Source organism: Streptomyces malaysiense (genome assembly GCF_000980885.2).
In the GTDB taxonomy this organism is placed as follows: domain Bacteria; phylum Actinomycetota; class Actinomycetes; order Streptomycetales; family Streptomycetaceae; genus Streptomyces; species Streptomyces malaysiense.
The window spans coordinates 66,586-83,438 of sequence record NZ_LBDA02000038.1 but is presented as its reverse complement, the minus strand read 5'-3'; the positions used below and the strand labels follow the sequence as shown (position 1 = coordinate 83,438).

Sequence of the window (16,853 nt, the reverse complement as noted above, 5' to 3'; positions counted from 1 at the left end):
CCACGCCGTCGCGCGCTCGCGCGGCGCCCCCGACCCGGCGCACCGCGCGGTCCACGCGAAGACGGCGCCGAGAGAGCGCGCCGACGACCGCCGGGTGACGGGGCCGGGCACGGTGGGCGGCGCGCGACGTACCGCAGGGAGAGAGCCAGTTTCGTGAACACCACCAGAAGCGAAGGCCACGACGAGTACCACGCGCTCCTCGCCCGGCGGGACGCGATGCGCCTGCGCCAGCGGCTGCTGTCCCCGTCCGCCCGCCCGGACACCGGCACGGGGCCGTGGCTGGCCGCCGCGCACGGGGCCCAGGGGCAGCCGTACGACGGCGCCGCCGACCAGCGGGTCATCACCCGCCGGCTGCCGCTGGTCACCCCGTTCGGCAAGCTCATCGGGCACCTCTACGACGCCATGTTCGAGCGCCACCCCTATCTGCGCTCGCTCTTCCCCGACTCCATGGAGTTCCAGCGAGTCCATCTCGAACGGGCGCTGTGGTACCTGATCGAGCACCTCGACCGGCCTCGTGAGGTGGCCGACTTCTGCGCCCGGCTCGGCCGCGACCACCGCAAACTCGGCGTCCGGCCGGTGCACTTCGAGGTGTTCGAGCAGGCGCTCGCCGAGGCCCTGCGGCGCAGCGCGGGCGCGCACTGGAGCGAGGAGATGGAGCAGGCGTGGCTGCGCATGCTGCGTTTCGCCGTCGCGGCCATGGTGGACGGGGCCGCCGGCGCGCTGGCCGAACCGCCGTACTGGAACGGCACGGTGACCGCGCACGAGCTGCGCGCCCCGGACCTCGCGGTGCTCCGCGTGCGTCCCGCGGAACCGTTTCCCTACCGGGCCGGGCAGTACACCCGGATCCAGACCCCGCTGCTGCCGCTGACCTGGCGCCCGTACTCGATCGCCTGCGCGCCCGGCCCGGACGGCGAACTGGAGTTCCACGTCCGCCGCACCGCCCCCGGCGGCGTCAGCGACGCGCTGGTCACCCGGACCCGCGCCGGCGATTCGCTCCGCCTCGGCCCCGCCCAGGGTTCCATGGTCCTGGACGGCGATCCCGCGCGGGACGTCCTGGTCGTGGCCGGCGGCACCGGCTGGGCGCCCGCCCGCGCCCTGCTCGAAGAGCTGTCCCGGCGCCCCCTGCACCGCCGCACCCACCTGTTCGTCGGCGCGCGCACCCTGGACGGCCTGTACGACACCGCCGCCCTCGCCCGCCTGGAGAAGAACTGTTCCTGGCTGCGCGTCGTCCCGGTGATCGGCGAGGAGTCCGGCGCCGCCGAGAGCGGTTCGGTGGCCGACGCGGTGGCCCGGCGCGGCGACTGGTCCGGACACACCGCCTACGTCAGCGGGCCGCCCCTGATGGTCACCGCCACGGTGTACGGCCTGACCGGGCTGGCCCAGCCGCCCGACCGCATCCACCACGACCCGGTGGACGGCACCCTGCCCCCGGCCGCGCGACCGTCCCGGGCACAGGCACCGGTGGCGATCACCGGGGGGTGAGCCGCGCCACGCGCGTGCCGTGCCGGAACTCTCACACCCTCCTCCCGCGTTCTTCCTGGCGTGACCCTTCAGCAAGAGATCGTCGGCAACGCCATGCAGATGGCGGTCGTCAACCTGGACCCCGGCCAGACCGTGTACTGCGAGGCCGGGAAGTTCCTGTTCAAGACCACGAACGTGACCATGGAGACCCGGCTGTCCGGCCCCTCCGGGGGCGGCGGGCAGCAGGGCGGCGGGAGCGGCGGCATGGGCGGCCTGCTGCGCCAGGCCATGGGCACCGCCATGCAGGTGGGCCAGCGGATGCTCGCGGGCGAGTCCCTGGCCTTCCAGTACTTCACCGCGCAGGGCGGCCAGGGCACGGTGGGCTTCGCGGGCGTCCTCCCCGGTGAGATGCGTGCGCTGGAACTGGACGGCCGCCGTGCCTGGTTCGCCGAGAAGGACGCCTTCGTGGCCGCCGAGTCCTCGGTGGAGTTCGGCATCGCCTTCGCGGGCGGCCGCACCGGCATGAGCGGCGGCGAGGGGTTCGTCCTGGAGAAGTTCACCGGTCACGGCACGGTGATCATCGCGGGCGCGGGCAACTTCATCGACCTCGACCCGGCGGACTTCGGCGGCCGCATCGAGGTGGACACCGGCTGCGTGGTCGCCTTCGAGGAGGGCATCCGGTACGGCGTCCAGCGCGTGGGCGGCCTCAACCGGCAGGGCGTCATGAACGCCGTCTTCGGCGGTGAGGGACTCTCCCTCGCCACCCTGGAGGGCCAAGGCCGCGTCATACTCCAGTCCCTGACCATCGAGAGCCTGGCCAACGCACTGAAGAAGGCCCAGGGCGGCGACAAGCAGGGTCCGACGGGCGGCCTGTTCTCCACACACGCGGGGTGAGCGCCTGCCGGGGACACCCGGCGGCCGTCCCCGGCCGGCGGGGAGTTCCTCGTGCGGAGGGACGTCACGGAGCGCGGCGCCACGCCGTCGGCCGAGGAGATCGCGGCCGAAGCCGTGCCGGGCCTCCCGCGCGACCAGTTCAAGGCCCTGAGGCCCTGAGGCCCTGAGGCCCTGAGGCCCTGAGCCTCGCGGACGCGGCGGGCCGTCCTCGGTGCGCGGCGTGAGCGCCCCGCACGGGTGCCGCTGCGCCTGTTCGGCCACCTCGGGGACGCCCGGCCGGACCTCCACGACCGGGCGCACGCCGGGCGCCCGGTGACCGCCTCGTGACCTTCCTGCGGGTGTCCCGAGGAGGAAAGTGAACTCGTCGAAAAACAAGGTTACTTGACGGGGAATTCCACAGTGTTGTCGTTGACATGTCCGTGTCTACGCGCGTCATCATGACGTCATGCGAATCCCCCCACGCGCCGCTCGTATCGGCGCCGCAGCCGCAGTCCTGTCCGCACTCCTCGTCGGCGGCACCGTCTCCGCCACCACGGCGGACGCGTCCGTCGTCTCCGCCGCCTCCGTCGGCGGCATCTGCCACAGCGCCCTGCCGCCGCAGGCCGACGACACCCTCGGACTCATCGCCCAGGGCGGCCCCTACCCCTACTCGCAGGACGGCACGGTCTTCTCCAACCGCGAGGGCGTCCTGCCCAGCCAGTCCTCGGGCTACTACCACGAGTACACCGTGGTGACCCCCGGCGCCCCCACCCGCGGCACCCGCCGCATCGTCACCGGTGAGGGCAGCCAGGAGGACTACTACACCTCCGACCACTACGCGACGTTCGACCTGATCGACTTCGGCTGCTGAACCCCCGCCGGCCGACCACTGGTCCGTAGTCGGTCCGCACCGAGCCTCGCCCCGCGGCCCCACCCCCCCACCCGACGGCCGCGGGGCGAGCCGTCTTTGGCCCCCGGCACATCGTTTTCGGCCATCTCCCGCTCCCCGAGGGAATTTCCGCACGGCCGGGCACCAAGCTCGCCCCGTACGCGTTCTCCAGGCACCGGGATGCGCCCGGTCGGCCTCGGGGGAGTCCGGAAGGGGAGTCATGGACCGGCGACAGGCAGTGGATCTGGGGGAGTTCGGGGACGCGTTCCGGCGCGACCCGCATCCGGTGTACGCCATGCTGCGCGAGCGGGGCCCGGTGCACCGGATCCGGATACCCGATGCGGCCGAGGACTACGAGACCTGGCTCGTCGTGGGGTACGAGGAGGCGCGCACCGCCCTCGCCGACCCCCGGCTGGCCAAGGACGGCGCCAAGATCGGCGTGATGTTCGTCGACCAGGCGCTGGTCGGCAGGTACCTGCTGGCCACCGACCCGCCCCAGCACACCCGGCTGCGCAGCCTCGTCACCCGCGCCTTCACCATGCGCCGGATCGAGCAACTGCGCCCGCGCGTGCGGCGGATCACCGACGAACTGCTGGACGAGATGCTGTCACCCGGCGGCGGCCGCGCCGACCTCATCGCCGCCCTCGCCTACCCGCTGCCCCTCACGGTCATCTGCGAACTGCTCGGCGTCCCCGAGATGGACCGCACCGAGTTCCGCAAGATCTCCACCCAGGTGGTCGCCCCGACCGACCCCGAGTCCGAGTCCGAGGCGATCGCCCGGCTCGGCGAGTACCTCACCGAACTGATCGAGGACAAACGCCGCTCCGGGGTCACCGGCGACCTCCTCGGCGAGCTGGTCCGCACCACCGCCGAGGACGGCGACCGGCTCTCGCCCGAGGAACTGCGCGGCATGGCCTTCCTGCTGCTCATCGCCGGCCACGAGACCACGGTCAACCTCATCGGCAACGGCGTCCTCGCCCTGCTCACCCACCCCGATCAACTCGCCGCCCTGCGCGCCGACATGAGTCTGATCGACGGTGTGGTCGAGGAGACGCTGCGCTGGGAGGGCCCGGTGGAGAACGCCACGTTCCGGTACGCCGTCGAGCCGCTGGAGATCGGGGGCGTCCGCATCGAGAAGGGCGAGCACGTGATGGTCGGCCTCACCGCCGCCCAGCGTGACGGCGCCCGCTTCCCCGCGCCCGACCGCTTCGACATCCGCCGCGACGCCCGCGGCCATCTCGCCTTCGGCCACGGCCTCCACTACTGCCTGGGCGCACCGCTGGCCCGCCTGGAGGGCCGCACGGCCATCTCCAGCCTGCTGGAGCGCGCCCCCGGCCTCGCGCTGGACGGCCCGCACGACGAGTGGCTGCCGGGCATGCTCATGCGCGGACTGCGGACCCTGCCGGTGCGCTGGTAGGGGAGCGCCGCCGGGCGGATGGTCGTACGGCTCGCGCGTGACGGTCGTACGACCGCCCCCTGACCGCTCCCGTACGGCACGGCCGCTCAGCCGCCCCCGGCCGCCGCCTCCGTCGGGATCTCCGCCATCGCCACCGCCCGCCGCTCCCGCCGCGACACCTCGCAGGCCTCGGCGATCCGCAGGGCCTGGAGGGCCTCGCGACCGTCGCAGGGGTTGGCGCGTTCGCCGCGCAGCACGTCCACGAAGGCGCACAGCTCGGCCTCGTACGCGGGCGCGAAGCGTTCCAGGAAGCCGGTCCAGGGCTTGTCCGCGGGTGGTGGTCCGGTCGGTTCGGTGGAGGCGAGCGGCGTACGGTCGTCCAGGCCGACCACCACCGTGTCGCGCTCCCCGGCCAGCTCCATGCGGACGTCGTAGCCCGCGCCGTTGGTGCGGGTCGCGGTCGCCGTCGCCAGGGTGCCGTCGTCCAGGGTCAGCAGCGCCGCGCCCGTGCAGACGTCGCCGGCCTCGCGGAACATCGCGGGGCCCGCGTCCGAGCCGGCCGCGCAGACGTCGCTCACCTCCTGGCCCGTCACCCAGCGCAGGATGTCGAAGTCATGGACGAGCGTGTCCCGGAACAGCCCGCCGGACGGCGCCGGCCGGCCGGCCGGGGGAGGGGACTGGTCGCAGGTCAGGGCGCGCACGGTGTGCAGCCGGCCGAGCCGTCCGGCGCGCACCGCCTCGCGCGCCCCGGCGTACCCCGCGTCGAAGCGGCGCTGGAAGCCCATCTGGAGCACCGTTCCGGCCGTCGCCACCTCGGCGAGCGCCTGGAGCGTGCCCGCCAGGTCCGGGGCGACCGGCTTCTCGCAGAAGACCGGCAGTCCCGAGCGTGCCGCCCGGCCGATCAGCTCGGCATGGGCCGCGGTCGCCGTGGTGATCACCACCGCGTCCACGCCCCACCGGAAGATCTCGTCCACCCCCGGCGCCGCCGTCTCGCCCAGCCGCTGTGCGAGCCGCTGCGCCCGCGCCGGATCGGCGTCCGTCAGGATCAGCGAGCCGACCTCGCGGTGACGGCTGAGCGTGTTCGCGTGAAGGGTGCCGATGCGGCCCGTACCGATGACCCCGATGCGCATGGAAACAAAGTGACGGCGCGGCCCGCCCCTGTCAATTCGTATGTCAGGACAATCGGACTTCACGACTTCCCGTCAACTGCGCACGCGGCTACGCTCGGGCCCGTGCCCAAACCACTTGTGGACCCGACCGTCGCGCTCGAACTCCGCGTGGACCGCGGTTCGCCGGTGCCGTTGTACTTCCAGCTGTCCCAGCAGCTGGAGGCCGCGATCGAGCACGGAAGCCTGACCCCCGGGAGCCTGCTGGGCAACGAGATCGAACTGGCCGCGCGGCTCGGCCTGTCCCGGCCCACCGTCCGCCAGGCCATCCAGTCGCTGGTCGACAAGGGGCTGCTGGTGCGCCGCCGGGGCGTCGGCACCCAGGTCGTGCACAGCAGGGTCAAGCGCCCGCTGGAGCTGAGCAGCCTCTACGACGACCTGGCGGCGGCGGGCCGGCGTCCCACCACCACGGTCCTGGTCAACACGGTCGTCCCGGCCTCCGCCGAGATCGCGGCCGCGCTCGGGATCGCCGAGGGCGGCGACGTCCACCGCGTCGAACGGCTCCGGCTCGCGCACGGCGAGCCCATGGCCTACCTGATCAACCATCTGCCGCCCGGACTGCTCGACCTGGACACCGCCCAGCTGGAGGCGACCGGCCTGTACCGGCTGCTGCGCGCCGCCGGCATCACCCTGCACAGCGCCCGCCAGTCGATCGGCGCCCGCGGCGCCACCGCCACCGAGGCCGAGCGGCTCGGCGAGGCCGACGGCGCCCCGCTGCTCACCATGTGCCGCACCACCTACGACGACACCGGCCGCGCGGTCGAGTACGGCGACCACACCTACCGCCCGAGCCGCTACGCCTTCGAGTTCCAGCTGCTCGTACGGCCCTGACCGCACCGGAAGTTCGTCGCATTGTCCGGACAAGGTGACCGGAATCTCCTCCCCGGCCGTCCGCCGGCCGTCCGCGGTGACCGATACTGAAGTGTTTGGGGCTGGTGAGGTCGCCGCCGGGACACACCGACGGTGAGGTCGCCCGCCCCTCACGCACGTCGGAGCAAGGACAGCTGAGAGTCAGCTGGAGACAGCGAGAAGGGCACGGCCTCGTGGCACGGTTTCGGACCTGGGCAGTCATGGCGCTCGCGGGGGCACTCTCGGTGTGCCTCGCGGGGTGCAGCAGCACCGGCGGGAAGCGGGCCGAGGACGCCCGCAAGGCCGCCGTCGCCCAGGGCAGGGCGGCGGTGGACACCCCCCGCTGGACCTTCGCGATGATCACGCACTCCGGAGACGGCGACACCTTCTGGGACATCGTGCAGAGCGGCGCCAAGCAGGCCGCCGTCAAGGACAACATCAACTTCCTGTACTCGCACGACGACGACGCCCAGCAGCAGGCCCAGCTGGTGGACGCGGCGGTCGACAAGAAGGTCGACGGCATCATCGTCACCCTGGCGAAGCCGGACGCCATGAAGGCCGCCGTCCAGCGCGCCGAGAAGGCCGGCATCCCGGTGATCACGGTCAACTCCGGCTCGGAGGAGTCCAAGGCGTTCGGCGCGCTCACCCACATCGGCCAGGACGAGACCATCGCCGGTGAGGCCGTCGGCGACGAACTGAACAAGCGCGGCCGGAAGAAGGCCCTGTGCGTGCTGCACGAGCAGGGCAACGTGGGCCACGAGCAGCGCTGCGACGGCGTCGCCAAGACCTTCGAGGGCAAGCTCCAGAAGCTCTACGTCAACGGCACGAACATGCCCGACGTGCAGTCCGCCATCGAGGCCAAGCTCCAGGCCGACAAGTCCCTGGACAGCGTCGTCACCCTCGGCGCGCCCTACGCCGACACCGCCGTGAAGGCCAGGAACGACGCGGGCAGCAAGGCCGAGGTGGACACCTTCGACCTCAACGCGCAGGTCGCGGCCTCGCTCAAGAACGGCACCCTGGGCTTCGCGGTGGACCAGCAGCCGTACCTCCAGGGGTACGAGGCGGTCGACCTGCTGTGGGCCTACAAGTACAACGGCGACGTCCTCGGCGGCGGCAAGCCGGTGCTGACCGGCCCGCAGATCATCACCAAGGACCAGGCGGCCACGCTGGCGGCGTACACCGAGCGGGGCACCCGATGACCGCAGGACAGGACGCGGTCGAGCGGAAGTCCGTGGAGCCGGCGGTCGACGAGCGGATCCTGCGGACCCCCCTGCCGAAGAAGCTCCTCGCCCGCCCCGAGCTGGGCTCGGTCGTCGGCGCCCTCGCCGTCTTCGTCTTCTTCGCCCTCGTCGCCGACGGCTTCCTGCGCGCCTCCAGCCTCAGCACCGTGCTGTACGCCTCCTCGACCATCGGGATCATGGCCGTACCGGTGGCGCTGCTGATGATCGGCGGCGAGTTCGACCTGTCGGCCGGCGTCCTCGTGACGTCCTCGGCGCTGATCTCCTCGATGTTCAGCTACCAGATGACGGCGAACACCTGGGTCGGCGTCGGCGTGTCCCTCCTGGCCAGCCTCGCCGTCGGCGCCTTCAACGGCTTCATGCTCACCCGCACCAAGCTGCCCAGCTTCATCATCACGCTGGGCACCTTCCTGATGCTGTGCGGCATGAACCTCGGCTTCACCAAGCTGATCGACGGCACGGTCTCCACCAAGACCATCGGCGACATGCAGGGCTTCGCCGGCGCGCACGCCGTCTTCGCCTCCACGGTCACCGTCGGCGGCGTCGGCTTCAAGGTCACCATCCTGTGGTGGCTCGCCCTGGTCGCCCTCGGCTCCTGGATCCTGCTGCGCACCCGCGTCGGCAACTGGATCTTCGCGGTCGGCGGCGACGAGGACGCGGCCCGCGCGGTCGGCGTGCCGGTGGCGAAGACCAAGATCGGCCTCTACATGGGCGTCGCGTTCGGCGCCTGGATCTCCGGCCAGCACCTGCTCTTCTCCTTCGACGCCGTGCAGTCCGGCGAGGGCGTCGGCAACGAGCTGATCTACATCATCGCGGCCGTCATCGGCGGCTGCCTGATCACCGGCGGCTACGGCAGCGCGGTCGGCTCCGCGGTGGGCGCCCTGATCTTCGGCATGACCAGCAAGGGCATCGTCTTCGCCGAGTGGAACCCCGACTGGTTCAAGTTCTTCCTCGGAGCGATGCTGCTCCTCGCGACCCTGCTCAACGCCTGGGTCCGCAAGCGCGCGGAGGCGACGACATGACGGACGGCATCACGGACGGCATGACGGACGAGGCGGCACGGACGACGGCGCCCGCCCTCGTCGAGCTGTCCGGCGTCGGCAAGCACTACGGCAACGTGCGCGCCCTGGACGGCGTGTCCCTCCAGGTGCGCGCGGGCGAGATCACCTGCGTCCTCGGCGACAACGGCGCCGGCAAGTCCACCCTGATCAAGATCATCGCCGGACTGCACCAGCACGACGGCGGCACCCTCGGCATCGAGGGCGAGGAGACCCGCCTCGCCTCCCCGCGCGACGCCCTGGACCGGGGCATCGCCACGGTCTACCAGGACCTGGCCGTCGTGCCCCTGATGCCGGTCTGGCGCAACTTCTTCCTCGGCTCCGAGCCCCGCAAGGGCACCGGCCCCTTCAAGCGCCTCGACACCGCCCTCATGCGCCGCACCACCCGGGAGGCGCTGCTGCGCATGGGCATCGACCTGCGGGACGTCGACCAGCCCATCGGCACCCTCTCCGGCGGCGAACGCCAGTGCGTGGCCATCGCCCGCGCCGTCCACTTCGGCGCCAAGGTGCTCGTCCTGGACGAGCCGACCGCGGCCCTGGGCGTCAAGCAGTCCGGTGTGGTCCTCAAGTACGTCGCCGCGGCCCGCGACGAGGGCCTGGGCGTCGTCCTGATCACCCACAACCCGCACCACGCGTACCTCGTGGGCGACCGGTTCGTGCTGCTGCGCCGCGGCACGATGGTGGGCAATCACACACGGGACGAGATCACCCTGGACGAGCTGACCGCGCAGATGGCCGGCGGCTCCGACCTGGACGCCCTGCGCCACGAACTCCAGCGCGGCTGAGGGACCCGAGGGGCGTCGCGGTCGACCGGGCCACCACCAGGACCGCCCGCCCCTCCCCTTCGCCGATACGGCACCCTTACCGTCGTTGAGGCACAATCGACCAACGATGAGCACCTATCGCGACCTCACGGCCCCCATCGGCTCCCGCCGCGCCCCCGTGCTGCGTACGGCCGGCACCCGGGAGCGGCGGTCCCACCTGACGGCCCCCCGCGTCCCCACCGTCGGCATCGACATCGGAGGCACCAAGGTGATGGCGGGCGTGGTGGACGCCGACGGCAACATCCTGGAGAAGCTCCGCGCGGAGACGCCGGACAAGTCCAAGAGCCCCAAGGTCGTCGAGGACACCATCGTCGAACTGGTCCTGGACCTCTCCGACCGGCACGACGTGCACGCGGTCGGCATCGGCGCCGCGGGCTGGGTCGACGCGGACCGCAACCGCGTCCTGTTCGCCCCCCACCTGTCCTGGCGCAACGAACCGCTGCGCGACCGGCTCAGCGGCCGCCTCTCCGTGCCGGTCCTCGTGGACAACGACGCCAACACCGCCGCCTGGGCCGAGTGGCGCTTCGGCGCCGGACGCGGCGAGGACCACCTGGTGATGATCACACTGGGTACCGGTATCGGCGGCGCGATCCTGGAGGACGGCCAGGTCAAGCGGGGTAAGTTCGGCGTCGCGGGCGAGTTCGGGCATATGCAGGTCGTGCCCGGCGGCCACCGCTGCCCGTGCGGCAACCGCGGCTGCTGGGAGCAGTACAGCTCAGGGAACGCCCTGGTCCGCGAGGCGCGCGAGCTGGCCCAGGCCGACTCGCCGGTCGCCTACGGGATCATCGAGCACGTGAAGGGGAACATCGGCGACATCACCGGGCCGATGATCACCGAGCTGGCCCGCGAGGGCGACGCGATGTGCGTGGAACTGCTCCAGGACATCGGCCAGTGGCTCGGCGTCGGCATCGCCAACCTGGCCGCCGCCCTCGACCCCTCCTGCTTCGTCATCGGCGGCGGCGTCTCGGCCGCCGACGATCTGCTCATCGGCCCCGCCAGGGACGCCTTCAAGCGTCATCTCACCGGCCGCGGCTACCGCCCCGAGGCCCGTATCACCCGCGCCCAGCTCGGCCCCGAGGCCGGCATGGTGGGCGCGGCCGACCTGGCCCGCCTGGTCGCCCGCCGGTTCCGGCGCGCCAAGCGCCGCCGGGTCGAGCGGTACGAGCGCTACGAGCGATACGCCCAGGCCCGCCGCGAACGGGACACCGCATGACCGCCTCCACCTCCCTGCCCCGCCAGGCCGGCGCGCCGGGGCCGGCGCGCCGGCCCCCCGAGGACCCCCGCCACAAGGCCAGGCGCCGGGCGCTCACCCTGCTGATCATCGTGCTGCTCATCGGCGTGCCGGCCGGATACCTGGTGATCTCCGCGAACCAGAGCCGCAACAGCGGCAAGGACAAGGAGGCCAAGTACTCCGCGACCGGCCTCACCCCCGGCTGGCCGTCGAAGGTGCAGCGCCGCCTCTACCAGGTGAACGTCCCGCGCCCCGCCGACCGCATCGCCTCGTACGAGACCAACAACTGGAAGACCAGCCGCCTGTACGTGCAGTTCCGCACCAACCCGGCCGGCCTGGACACCTTTCTCCAGTCCATGGGCTCGCGCCGCGACGAGCTGAAGAAGGGCGACATCGCCGTCGGCGCCCGCGACCGCAAGGTCAGCGGCTGGACCTTCGGCGGCTCCGGCTCCTGGTACGGCCTCACGCACACGCGGAAGAACCCGGCACCCACCCAGGACGTGGTCGTGAACATGGCCGACCCGGACTTCCCGACGGTGTACGTGGTGTCGCGGACCGTGCCGTAGCGGACGGGGCGCGCCCCGCGCGGCGGTGCGCGGCCGGCGATCCCGCCTCGCGGCCGGCCGGGACCGGCCGTCGGGGCCGGTTGTCAGACCCCGCCCGTAGAGTCGGAGACGACTGGTCCGATGTGCGGGCGGGAGGTGGCAGAACGTATGAGCGGTGTGGCGACGACGGCCGAGCGGACGCCGGGACCGCGGACGGCGTCGGGCGGTGACCCCGTGCCCGTGCGCCTGGCCGCGGTGTATCTGCCCGCGCCGCTGCCGCGCGCGGGCCGTATCGCCTTCTGGGACCCCGCCGGCGAGCCCCTGCCCGCCGCGGCCGCCGACCCCGAGGAACTCACGGTCGTGCGGCGGCACGGCGCGGGAGTGCGCCGCCGCCGGGTACCCGCGCTGGGCCTGCCGCTCGCCGAGGCGCTGCCCCTGCTGGTCCGTGCCCGCCGGGACCCCGCCGCGCACCCCGCCACCGCCTGCTGGGGCGCCGCCGCGCTGCACGCGCTGCGGCTCGTCGCCCGGGGGCGGCTGCTGCCCGGTCTCACCTTGAGCGCCCAGGACGCCTGGCGGGCCGGTCCGCTGGAGCCCGGCGACATCGCCCACCTGCGCGCGATCGCCGCCGCCCTGCCCCCGGAGGGGCACGCCGTGCCGCTGCCGGACCCCGGACCGCTGCGGCTGCCCGAGCCGGAGGCACTGGTCCGCTCCTTCCTGGACGCGGTCGCCGACACCCTGCCCCGCACCCCCGCCGCCGCCCACGCCTGCGGCCGCGCCTTCGCCGCGCGCGAGCCCCAGTCCCTGCCGGGGGCGCACGCGTGGGCGGCCGAGGTCGCCGCCGGGATGGACGCGGGCGTACGCGTCTCGCTGCGCCTCGACCTGTCCGCGTACGACGTCTTCGACGCCGGCGCGAGCGCGGGCTCCCGTGCCGCCGGGGCGGCGATCGTGCAGGTCCACAGCCTCGCCGACCCCACCCTCGTGGCCGACGCGGCCGCCCTGTGGGCGGGCGAGGCCGACATCGCCTTCGGCCCCCGCGCCCGGGTGGACGCGGCCCTCGCCGTGCGCCGCGCCGGGCGGGTGTGGCCGCCGCTGGACCGGCTCGCCGAACAGGAGGTGCCCGACGTCCTCGCCCTGTCCGAGGAGGAGCTGGGCGACCTGCTCGGCGTCGCGGCGAGCAGGCTGGCCGCCGCCGGGGTCGCCGTGCACTGGCCCCGGGACCTCGCCCGCGACCTCACCGCCACCGCCGAGGTGCGGCCCGCGCCCGGCTCCGCGACCGACGGCACCGGCTTCTTCGAGAGCGAGGACCTGCTGCGCTTTTGCTGGCAGCTCGCGCTCGGCGGGGACCCGCTGGACGAGGCCGAGATGGACGCCCTCGCCGAGGCCCACCGTCCCGTCGTACGGCTCCGGGACCGCTGGGTGCTCGTCGACCCCGCCCTCGTCCGCAAGGCCCGCAAACGGGAACTGGGCCTGCTCGACCCCCTCGACGCGCTGTCCGTGGCGCTCACCGGCACCGCCGACGTCGACGGCGAGACCGTCCGGGCCGTACCCGTCGGCGCCCTCGCCGCCCTCCGCGACCGCCTCACCGCGGGCCCGCGCCCCGCCGAGGCGCCCCCGGGACTCGCCGCCACCCTGCGCGACTACCAGCTGCGCGGCCTCGCCTGGCTCGACCTGATGACCTCCCTCGGCCTCGGCGGCTGCCTCGCCGACGACATGGGCCTCGGCAAGACCGTCACGCTCATCGCCCTGCACCTGAAGCGGGCGCGCCGCGAACCCACCCTCGTCGTCTGCCCGGCCTCCCTGCTGGGCAACTGGCAGCGGGAGATCAGCCGGTTCGCCCCCGGCGTCCCCGTCCGCCGCTTCCACGGCACGGAGCGCACCCTGGCCGGGCTGGACGGCGGCTTCGTCCTCACCACGTACGGCACGATGCGCTCCGCCGCTGCCCGACTCGCCGAGCAGGCCTGGGGGATGGTCGTCGCGGACGAGGCCCAGCACGTGAAGAACCCCTACTCGGCCACCGCCAGGGCGCTGCGCACCATCGAGGCCCCCGCGCGGGTGGCGCTCACCGGCACCCCGGTGGAGAACAACCTCTCCGAGCTGTGGGCCCTGCTCGACTGGACCACCCCCGGGCTCCTCGGCCCGCTGAAGGCCTTCCGCGCCCGGCACGCCCGCGCGGTGGAGAACGGCGAGGACCAGGAGGCCGTGGACCGGCTCGGCCGCCTCGTCCGGCCCTTCCTGCTGCGACGCAAGAAGTCCGACCCCGGCATCGTCCCGGAGCTGCCGCCGAAGACCGAGACCGATCATCCGGTGCCGCTCACCCGCGAACAGGCCGCGCTGTACGAGGCGGTGGTGCGCGAGTCGATGCTGGCCATCGAGACCGCCGACGGGATCGCCCGCAGGGGTCTCGTCCTGAAGCTGCTCGGCGCGCTGAAGCAGATCTGCGACCACCCCGCGCTCTACCTCAAGGAGGCCGGGGCCACCGACCGGCTGGTCCATCGCTCGGGCAAACTCGCCCTGCTGGACGAGCTGTTGGACACCGTCCTCGCCGAGGACGGCTCGGTGCTGGTCTTCACCCAGTACGTGGGCATGGCCCGGCTGATCACCGCCCATCTGGCCGCCCGCGCGGTCCCGGTGGACCTGCTGCACGGCGGCACCCCGGTGCCGGAACGCGAGCGCATGGTCGACCGCTTCCAGGGCGGGGAGACGCCGGTGCTCGTCCTCTCCCTGAAGGCCGCGGGCACCGGCCTCAACCTCACCCGTGCCGGGCACGTGGTGCACTTCGACCGCTGGTGGAACCCGGCCGTCGAGGAACAGGCCACCGACCGCGCCTACCGCATCGGCCAGACCCAGCCCGTCCAGGTCCACCGCCTGGTCACCGAGGGCACGGTCGAGGACCGGATCGCCGAGATGCTCGCGGCCAAACGGGCCCTGGCCGACGCCGTCCTCGGCTCCGGCGAGGCCGCCCTCACGGAACTGACCGACCGCGAACTCTCCGACCTCGTCTCCCTGCGGAGCACCCCATGACCCCCACCGACCCCGCTCGCCCGGCCGACCTGGCCCGCCAGGCCCTGCGGGCGGCGCGCCGCCGGGCACAGGAGACGGCGGAGCGGACGGCCCGCGGGGACACGGCCGACGTGAGCGAGGGGTTCCAGGAGGCGGACGAGCGGCCCGGCGGGGAGTGGGACGGCGGGGAGCGGCTCGGTCCGGTACCGATGCCGGGGGCGGCGGGCGGTGAGGGGCCGGACGACCGGTCCACGGCGGCCGTGCCGATCGCCGAGGGCAGCGGCGCGGGACGCGATGAGGGGACGGACCCCGGTCCGGGGACGGACCGTGGCGACGGGGCGGAGCCGGCGGACACGCCGGGGCTCGCCGACGCCGCCGCCGGCGCCGTCACCGACGGCCGGGCAAGGGTCCGGGTCCCCGTAGACCCCGGGGGCTCGGGGATCGGGACGGACCCTGACAGCCGTACCGCCGACCGCGCCCCGGGACCCGCGGCTGCCGCGAGGGCCGCTCTGCGAGCCGCCGTCGCCACCGACGGCGCCGAGCACCCGGAACAGCCCACGGAACAACGGGACGGAGCCCGCACGCCGGAAGCCGAACCGCACCCCGGACCCGGAACCCATCACGACGCCACCCCCGGGCCCCGCCCCGGCGACATCGCCCGGGAAGCCCTGCGGGCCGCCCGGCGCGAGGCGCCGCGGGCGGAGGCGGAGGCCGAGCGCGGCGGGCGGCGCGGGTCCGGGCGTTCGCCGGTGGCCGGTAGCGGGGCCCGGGTCGGAGGCGCGTCCGCCGACGCCGCCGCCGGCCCCTCCCGTGCCGCGCGGCTCAAGGCCGCCGGTGAGATGCGGCAGTTCCTCGAGAACGCCTTCCGGATGCCCCCGGAGACGGATGCCGAGCCGGGGGATGATCCCGCGCCCGAGCGGTACGAGGCCGCGCCCACGCTCCCCGAGCACGAGCACGAGCACGAGCACGAGCACGAGTCCGCCGTCCCGCACGCGCCGGCGACCATGGCCACGCCGCACCGCGACGGTGAACACCGGCGTACCTTCCAGGCGTTCGCGCCCCGCGGGGAGCGGACCGGGGACGGGCCCTTCGCCGGTACCTGGTGGGGGAACGCGTGGGTGCGGGCGTTGGAGCGGGGCGCGCTGGACGCCGGGCGGGTGGCGCGTGGCCGGGGGTACGCGGACCAGGGACATGTGGACGCGATCACCGTGACCCCGGGATCGGTCCTCGCCTACGTGCGCGGGAGCCGTCCGCGCCCGTACCGCGTCCAGGTGCGGGTACGGACCCTGGAGGACGCCGAGTGGGAGCGCTTCCTGGACGCCGCCGCCGACCGGCCCGGCCACATCGCCGCGCTGCTCGACAAGGAGCTGCCCCGGTCCCTCGCCGACTGCGGGGTCCCGCTGCTGCCCGTCCCGGGTGACCTCGCCCCGCGGTGCAGCTGCCCCGACTCGGGCCGCCCCTGCAAGCACGCGGCCGCCCTGTGCTACCAGACGGCGCGGCTGCTGGACGCCGACCCCTTCGTCCTGCTGCTCCTGCGCGGCCGGGGCGAGCGGGAGCTGCTCGACGCGCTCTCCCGGCGCAGCGCCGCCCGCGCGGCCCGCGACGGGGAGCGGAGACCCTCGTCCCTGCCCGGTATACGCGCCACCGAGGCGCTCGCCCCGCGCGAGCGCCCTGCACCGCCCCCGCCGGCGCCGGTCCCCGAGCATCCCGGGCAGCCCCCGGCGTATCCCGCGTCGCCCGGCGGCCCGGACCCGTTCGCGCTGGACCAGCTGGCGACCGACGCCGCCGCCCGCGCGCACGCGCTGCTCGGCACCGGACGCGACCCGGTCGGCGAACTGTCCCTGTGGCAGGACGCGGTGCGGCTCGCCGCCGCCCGTCCCGGCTCCGGCCTGACCGTGACGACCCGCGCGCTCTACGCGACGCTGGCCCAGGCCACCGACCGCACCCCGGGCGACCTCGCGCGGGCCGTCGCCGCCTGGCGGCAGGGCGGGGTGGAGGGGCTGGTCGTCCTGGAGGAGCCGTGGGACCCGCCGGCCGGCCGTTTCGACCGGGCCCGGCCGCTGCTGCTCGCCGCCGACCTGCCCGCCTTCCGGCCCTGGCGCAACCGGCTCACCCATCCGCTCGGCCATGTCCAGCTCCGCCTCGGCCGCGACGGACTGTGGTACGTCTACGAGTCCGAGCCCGGCGAGGAGGACTGGTGGCCCCGGGGCACCCCCGACCTCGATCCGGTCGGCGCGCTCACCGGACTCGGCACCCCGGACGGCATCTGACCGAACGCCCCGCTCCCGCGCGGAAGTCGAAAAGGCCGGTGCCGGCAGCGTGG

At 74.1% G+C, this 16,853-nt stretch carries 13 protein-coding genes; 12 read left to right on the top strand and 1 reads right to left on the bottom strand.

Annotated features, from left to right (window positions below; all coding sequences use genetic code 11):
* Nucleotides 1-153 precede the first annotated feature (153 nt).
* The 4 genes from VT52_RS17400 (at nt 154) to VT52_RS17385 (ending at nt 4,640) form a co-directional block, all read left to right on the top strand.
* On the top strand, nt 154-1,482 hold the full coding sequence (locus VT52_RS17400) for a globin domain-containing protein (protein ID WP_046427022.1): 1,329 nt from the start codon (nt 154-156) through the stop codon (nt 1,480-1,482).
* Nucleotides 1,483-1,542: 60 nt separating this feature from the next.
* A complete protein-coding gene (locus VT52_RS17395) occupies nt 1,543-2,355 on the top strand; it encodes an AIM24 family protein (RefSeq protein WP_079175091.1) in 813 nt (270 codons plus the stop codon).
* A 445-nt stretch (nt 2,356-2,800) separates the two neighbouring features.
* Nucleotides 2,801-3,205, top strand: a complete 405-nt coding sequence (locus VT52_RS17390) for a guanyl-specific ribonuclease (protein WP_046427024.1) — start codon at nt 2,801-2,803, stop codon at nt 3,203-3,205.
* 238 nt (nt 3,206-3,443) lie between these two features.
* Nucleotides 3,444-4,640, top strand: a complete 1,197-nt coding sequence (locus VT52_RS17385; RefSeq protein WP_046427026.1) for a cytochrome P450 family protein — start codon at nt 3,444-3,446, stop codon at nt 4,638-4,640.
* A gap of 86 nt (nt 4,641-4,726) precedes the next feature.
* On the opposite strand, the gene VT52_RS17380 is transcribed toward VT52_RS17385, so the two are convergent.
* Nucleotides 4,727-5,749 (bottom strand): Gfo/Idh/MocA family protein, encoded by a 1,023-nt coding sequence (locus tag VT52_RS17380; RefSeq protein ID WP_046427028.1) that lies wholly within the window; start codon nt 5,747-5,749, stop codon nt 4,727-4,729.
* A gap of 117 nt (nt 5,750-5,866) precedes the next feature.
* Between VT52_RS17380 and VT52_RS17375 the strand changes: the two genes are divergently transcribed.
* The 8 genes from VT52_RS17375 (at nt 5,867) to VT52_RS38830 (ending at nt 16,800) form a co-directional block, all read left to right on the top strand.
* A complete protein-coding gene (locus VT52_RS17375; protein ID WP_046427030.1) occupies nt 5,867-6,616 on the top strand; it encodes a GntR family transcriptional regulator in 750 nt (249 codons plus the stop codon).
* A gap of 212 nt (nt 6,617-6,828) precedes the next feature.
* Nucleotides 6,829-7,833 (top strand): sugar ABC transporter substrate-binding protein, encoded by a 1,005-nt coding sequence (locus VT52_RS17370; RefSeq protein WP_046427032.1) that lies wholly within the window; start codon nt 6,829-6,831, stop codon nt 7,831-7,833.
* Entirely contained in the window at nt 7,830-8,894 is a 1,065-nt protein-coding gene (locus VT52_RS17365) for an ABC transporter permease (protein ID WP_046427034.1), read from the top strand. The genes VT52_RS17370 and VT52_RS17365 overlap by 4 nt, the downstream gene beginning before the upstream one ends.
* Nucleotides 8,891-9,715, top strand: coding sequence for an ATP-binding cassette domain-containing protein (locus VT52_RS17360; RefSeq protein WP_420856288.1), 825 nt, complete (start codon nt 8,891-8,893; stop codon nt 9,713-9,715). Before VT52_RS17365 ends, VT52_RS17360 begins: the two co-directional genes overlap by 4 nt.
* A gap of 106 nt (nt 9,716-9,821) precedes the next feature.
* Nucleotides 9,822-10,967, top strand: coding sequence for an ROK family glucokinase (locus VT52_RS17355; RefSeq protein ID WP_046427036.1), 1,146 nt, complete (start codon nt 9,822-9,824; stop codon nt 10,965-10,967).
* Nucleotides 10,964-11,551 (top strand): hypothetical protein, encoded by a 588-nt coding sequence (locus VT52_RS17350; RefSeq protein ID WP_046427038.1) that lies wholly within the window; start codon nt 10,964-10,966, stop codon nt 11,549-11,551. Before VT52_RS17355 ends, VT52_RS17350 begins: the two co-directional genes overlap by 4 nt.
* Nucleotides 11,552-11,698: 147 nt before the next feature.
* On the top strand, nt 11,699-14,551 hold the full coding sequence (locus tag VT52_RS17345; protein ID WP_046427040.1) for a DEAD/DEAH box helicase: 2,853 nt from the start codon (nt 11,699-11,701) through the stop codon (nt 14,549-14,551).
* Nucleotides 14,548-16,800, top strand: coding sequence for an SWIM zinc finger family protein (locus tag VT52_RS38830; protein WP_240509785.1), 2,253 nt, complete (start codon nt 14,548-14,550; stop codon nt 16,798-16,800). The genes VT52_RS17345 and VT52_RS38830 overlap by 4 nt, the downstream gene beginning before the upstream one ends.
* The last annotated feature ends 53 nt before the right edge of the window (nt 16,801-16,853 follow it).

Bases quoted from the DNA above. Each gene is read 5' to 3' on its own strand.
- VT52_RS17390 (WP_046427024.1), top strand. From the start codon at position 2,801: ATGCGAATCCCCCCACGCGCCGCTCGTATCGGCGCCGCAGCCGCAGTC.
- VT52_RS17385 (WP_046427026.1), top strand. From the start codon at position 3,444: ATGGACCGGCGACAGGCAGTGGATCTGGGGGAGTTCGGGGACGCGTTC.
- VT52_RS17380 (WP_046427028.1), bottom strand. From the start codon at position 5,749: ATGCGCATCGGGGTCATCGGTACGGGCCGCATCGGCACCCTTCACGCG.
- VT52_RS17365 (WP_046427034.1), top strand. From the start codon at position 7,830: ATGACCGCAGGACAGGACGCGGTCGAGCGGAAGTCCGTGGAGCCGGCG.
- VT52_RS17360 (WP_420856288.1), top strand. From the start codon at position 8,891: ATGACGGACGGCATCACGGACGGCATGACGGACGAGGCGGCACGGACG.
- VT52_RS17355 (WP_046427036.1), top strand. From the start codon at position 9,822: ATGAGCACCTATCGCGACCTCACGGCCCCCATCGGCTCCCGCCGCGCC.
- VT52_RS17350 (WP_046427038.1), top strand. From the start codon at position 10,964: ATGACCGCCTCCACCTCCCTGCCCCGCCAGGCCGGCGCGCCGGGGCCG.
- VT52_RS17345 (WP_046427040.1), top strand. From the start codon at position 11,699: ATGAGCGGTGTGGCGACGACGGCCGAGCGGACGCCGGGACCGCGGACG.
- VT52_RS38830 (WP_240509785.1), top strand. From the start codon at position 14,548: ATGACCCCCACCGACCCCGCTCGCCCGGCCGACCTGGCCCGCCAGGCC.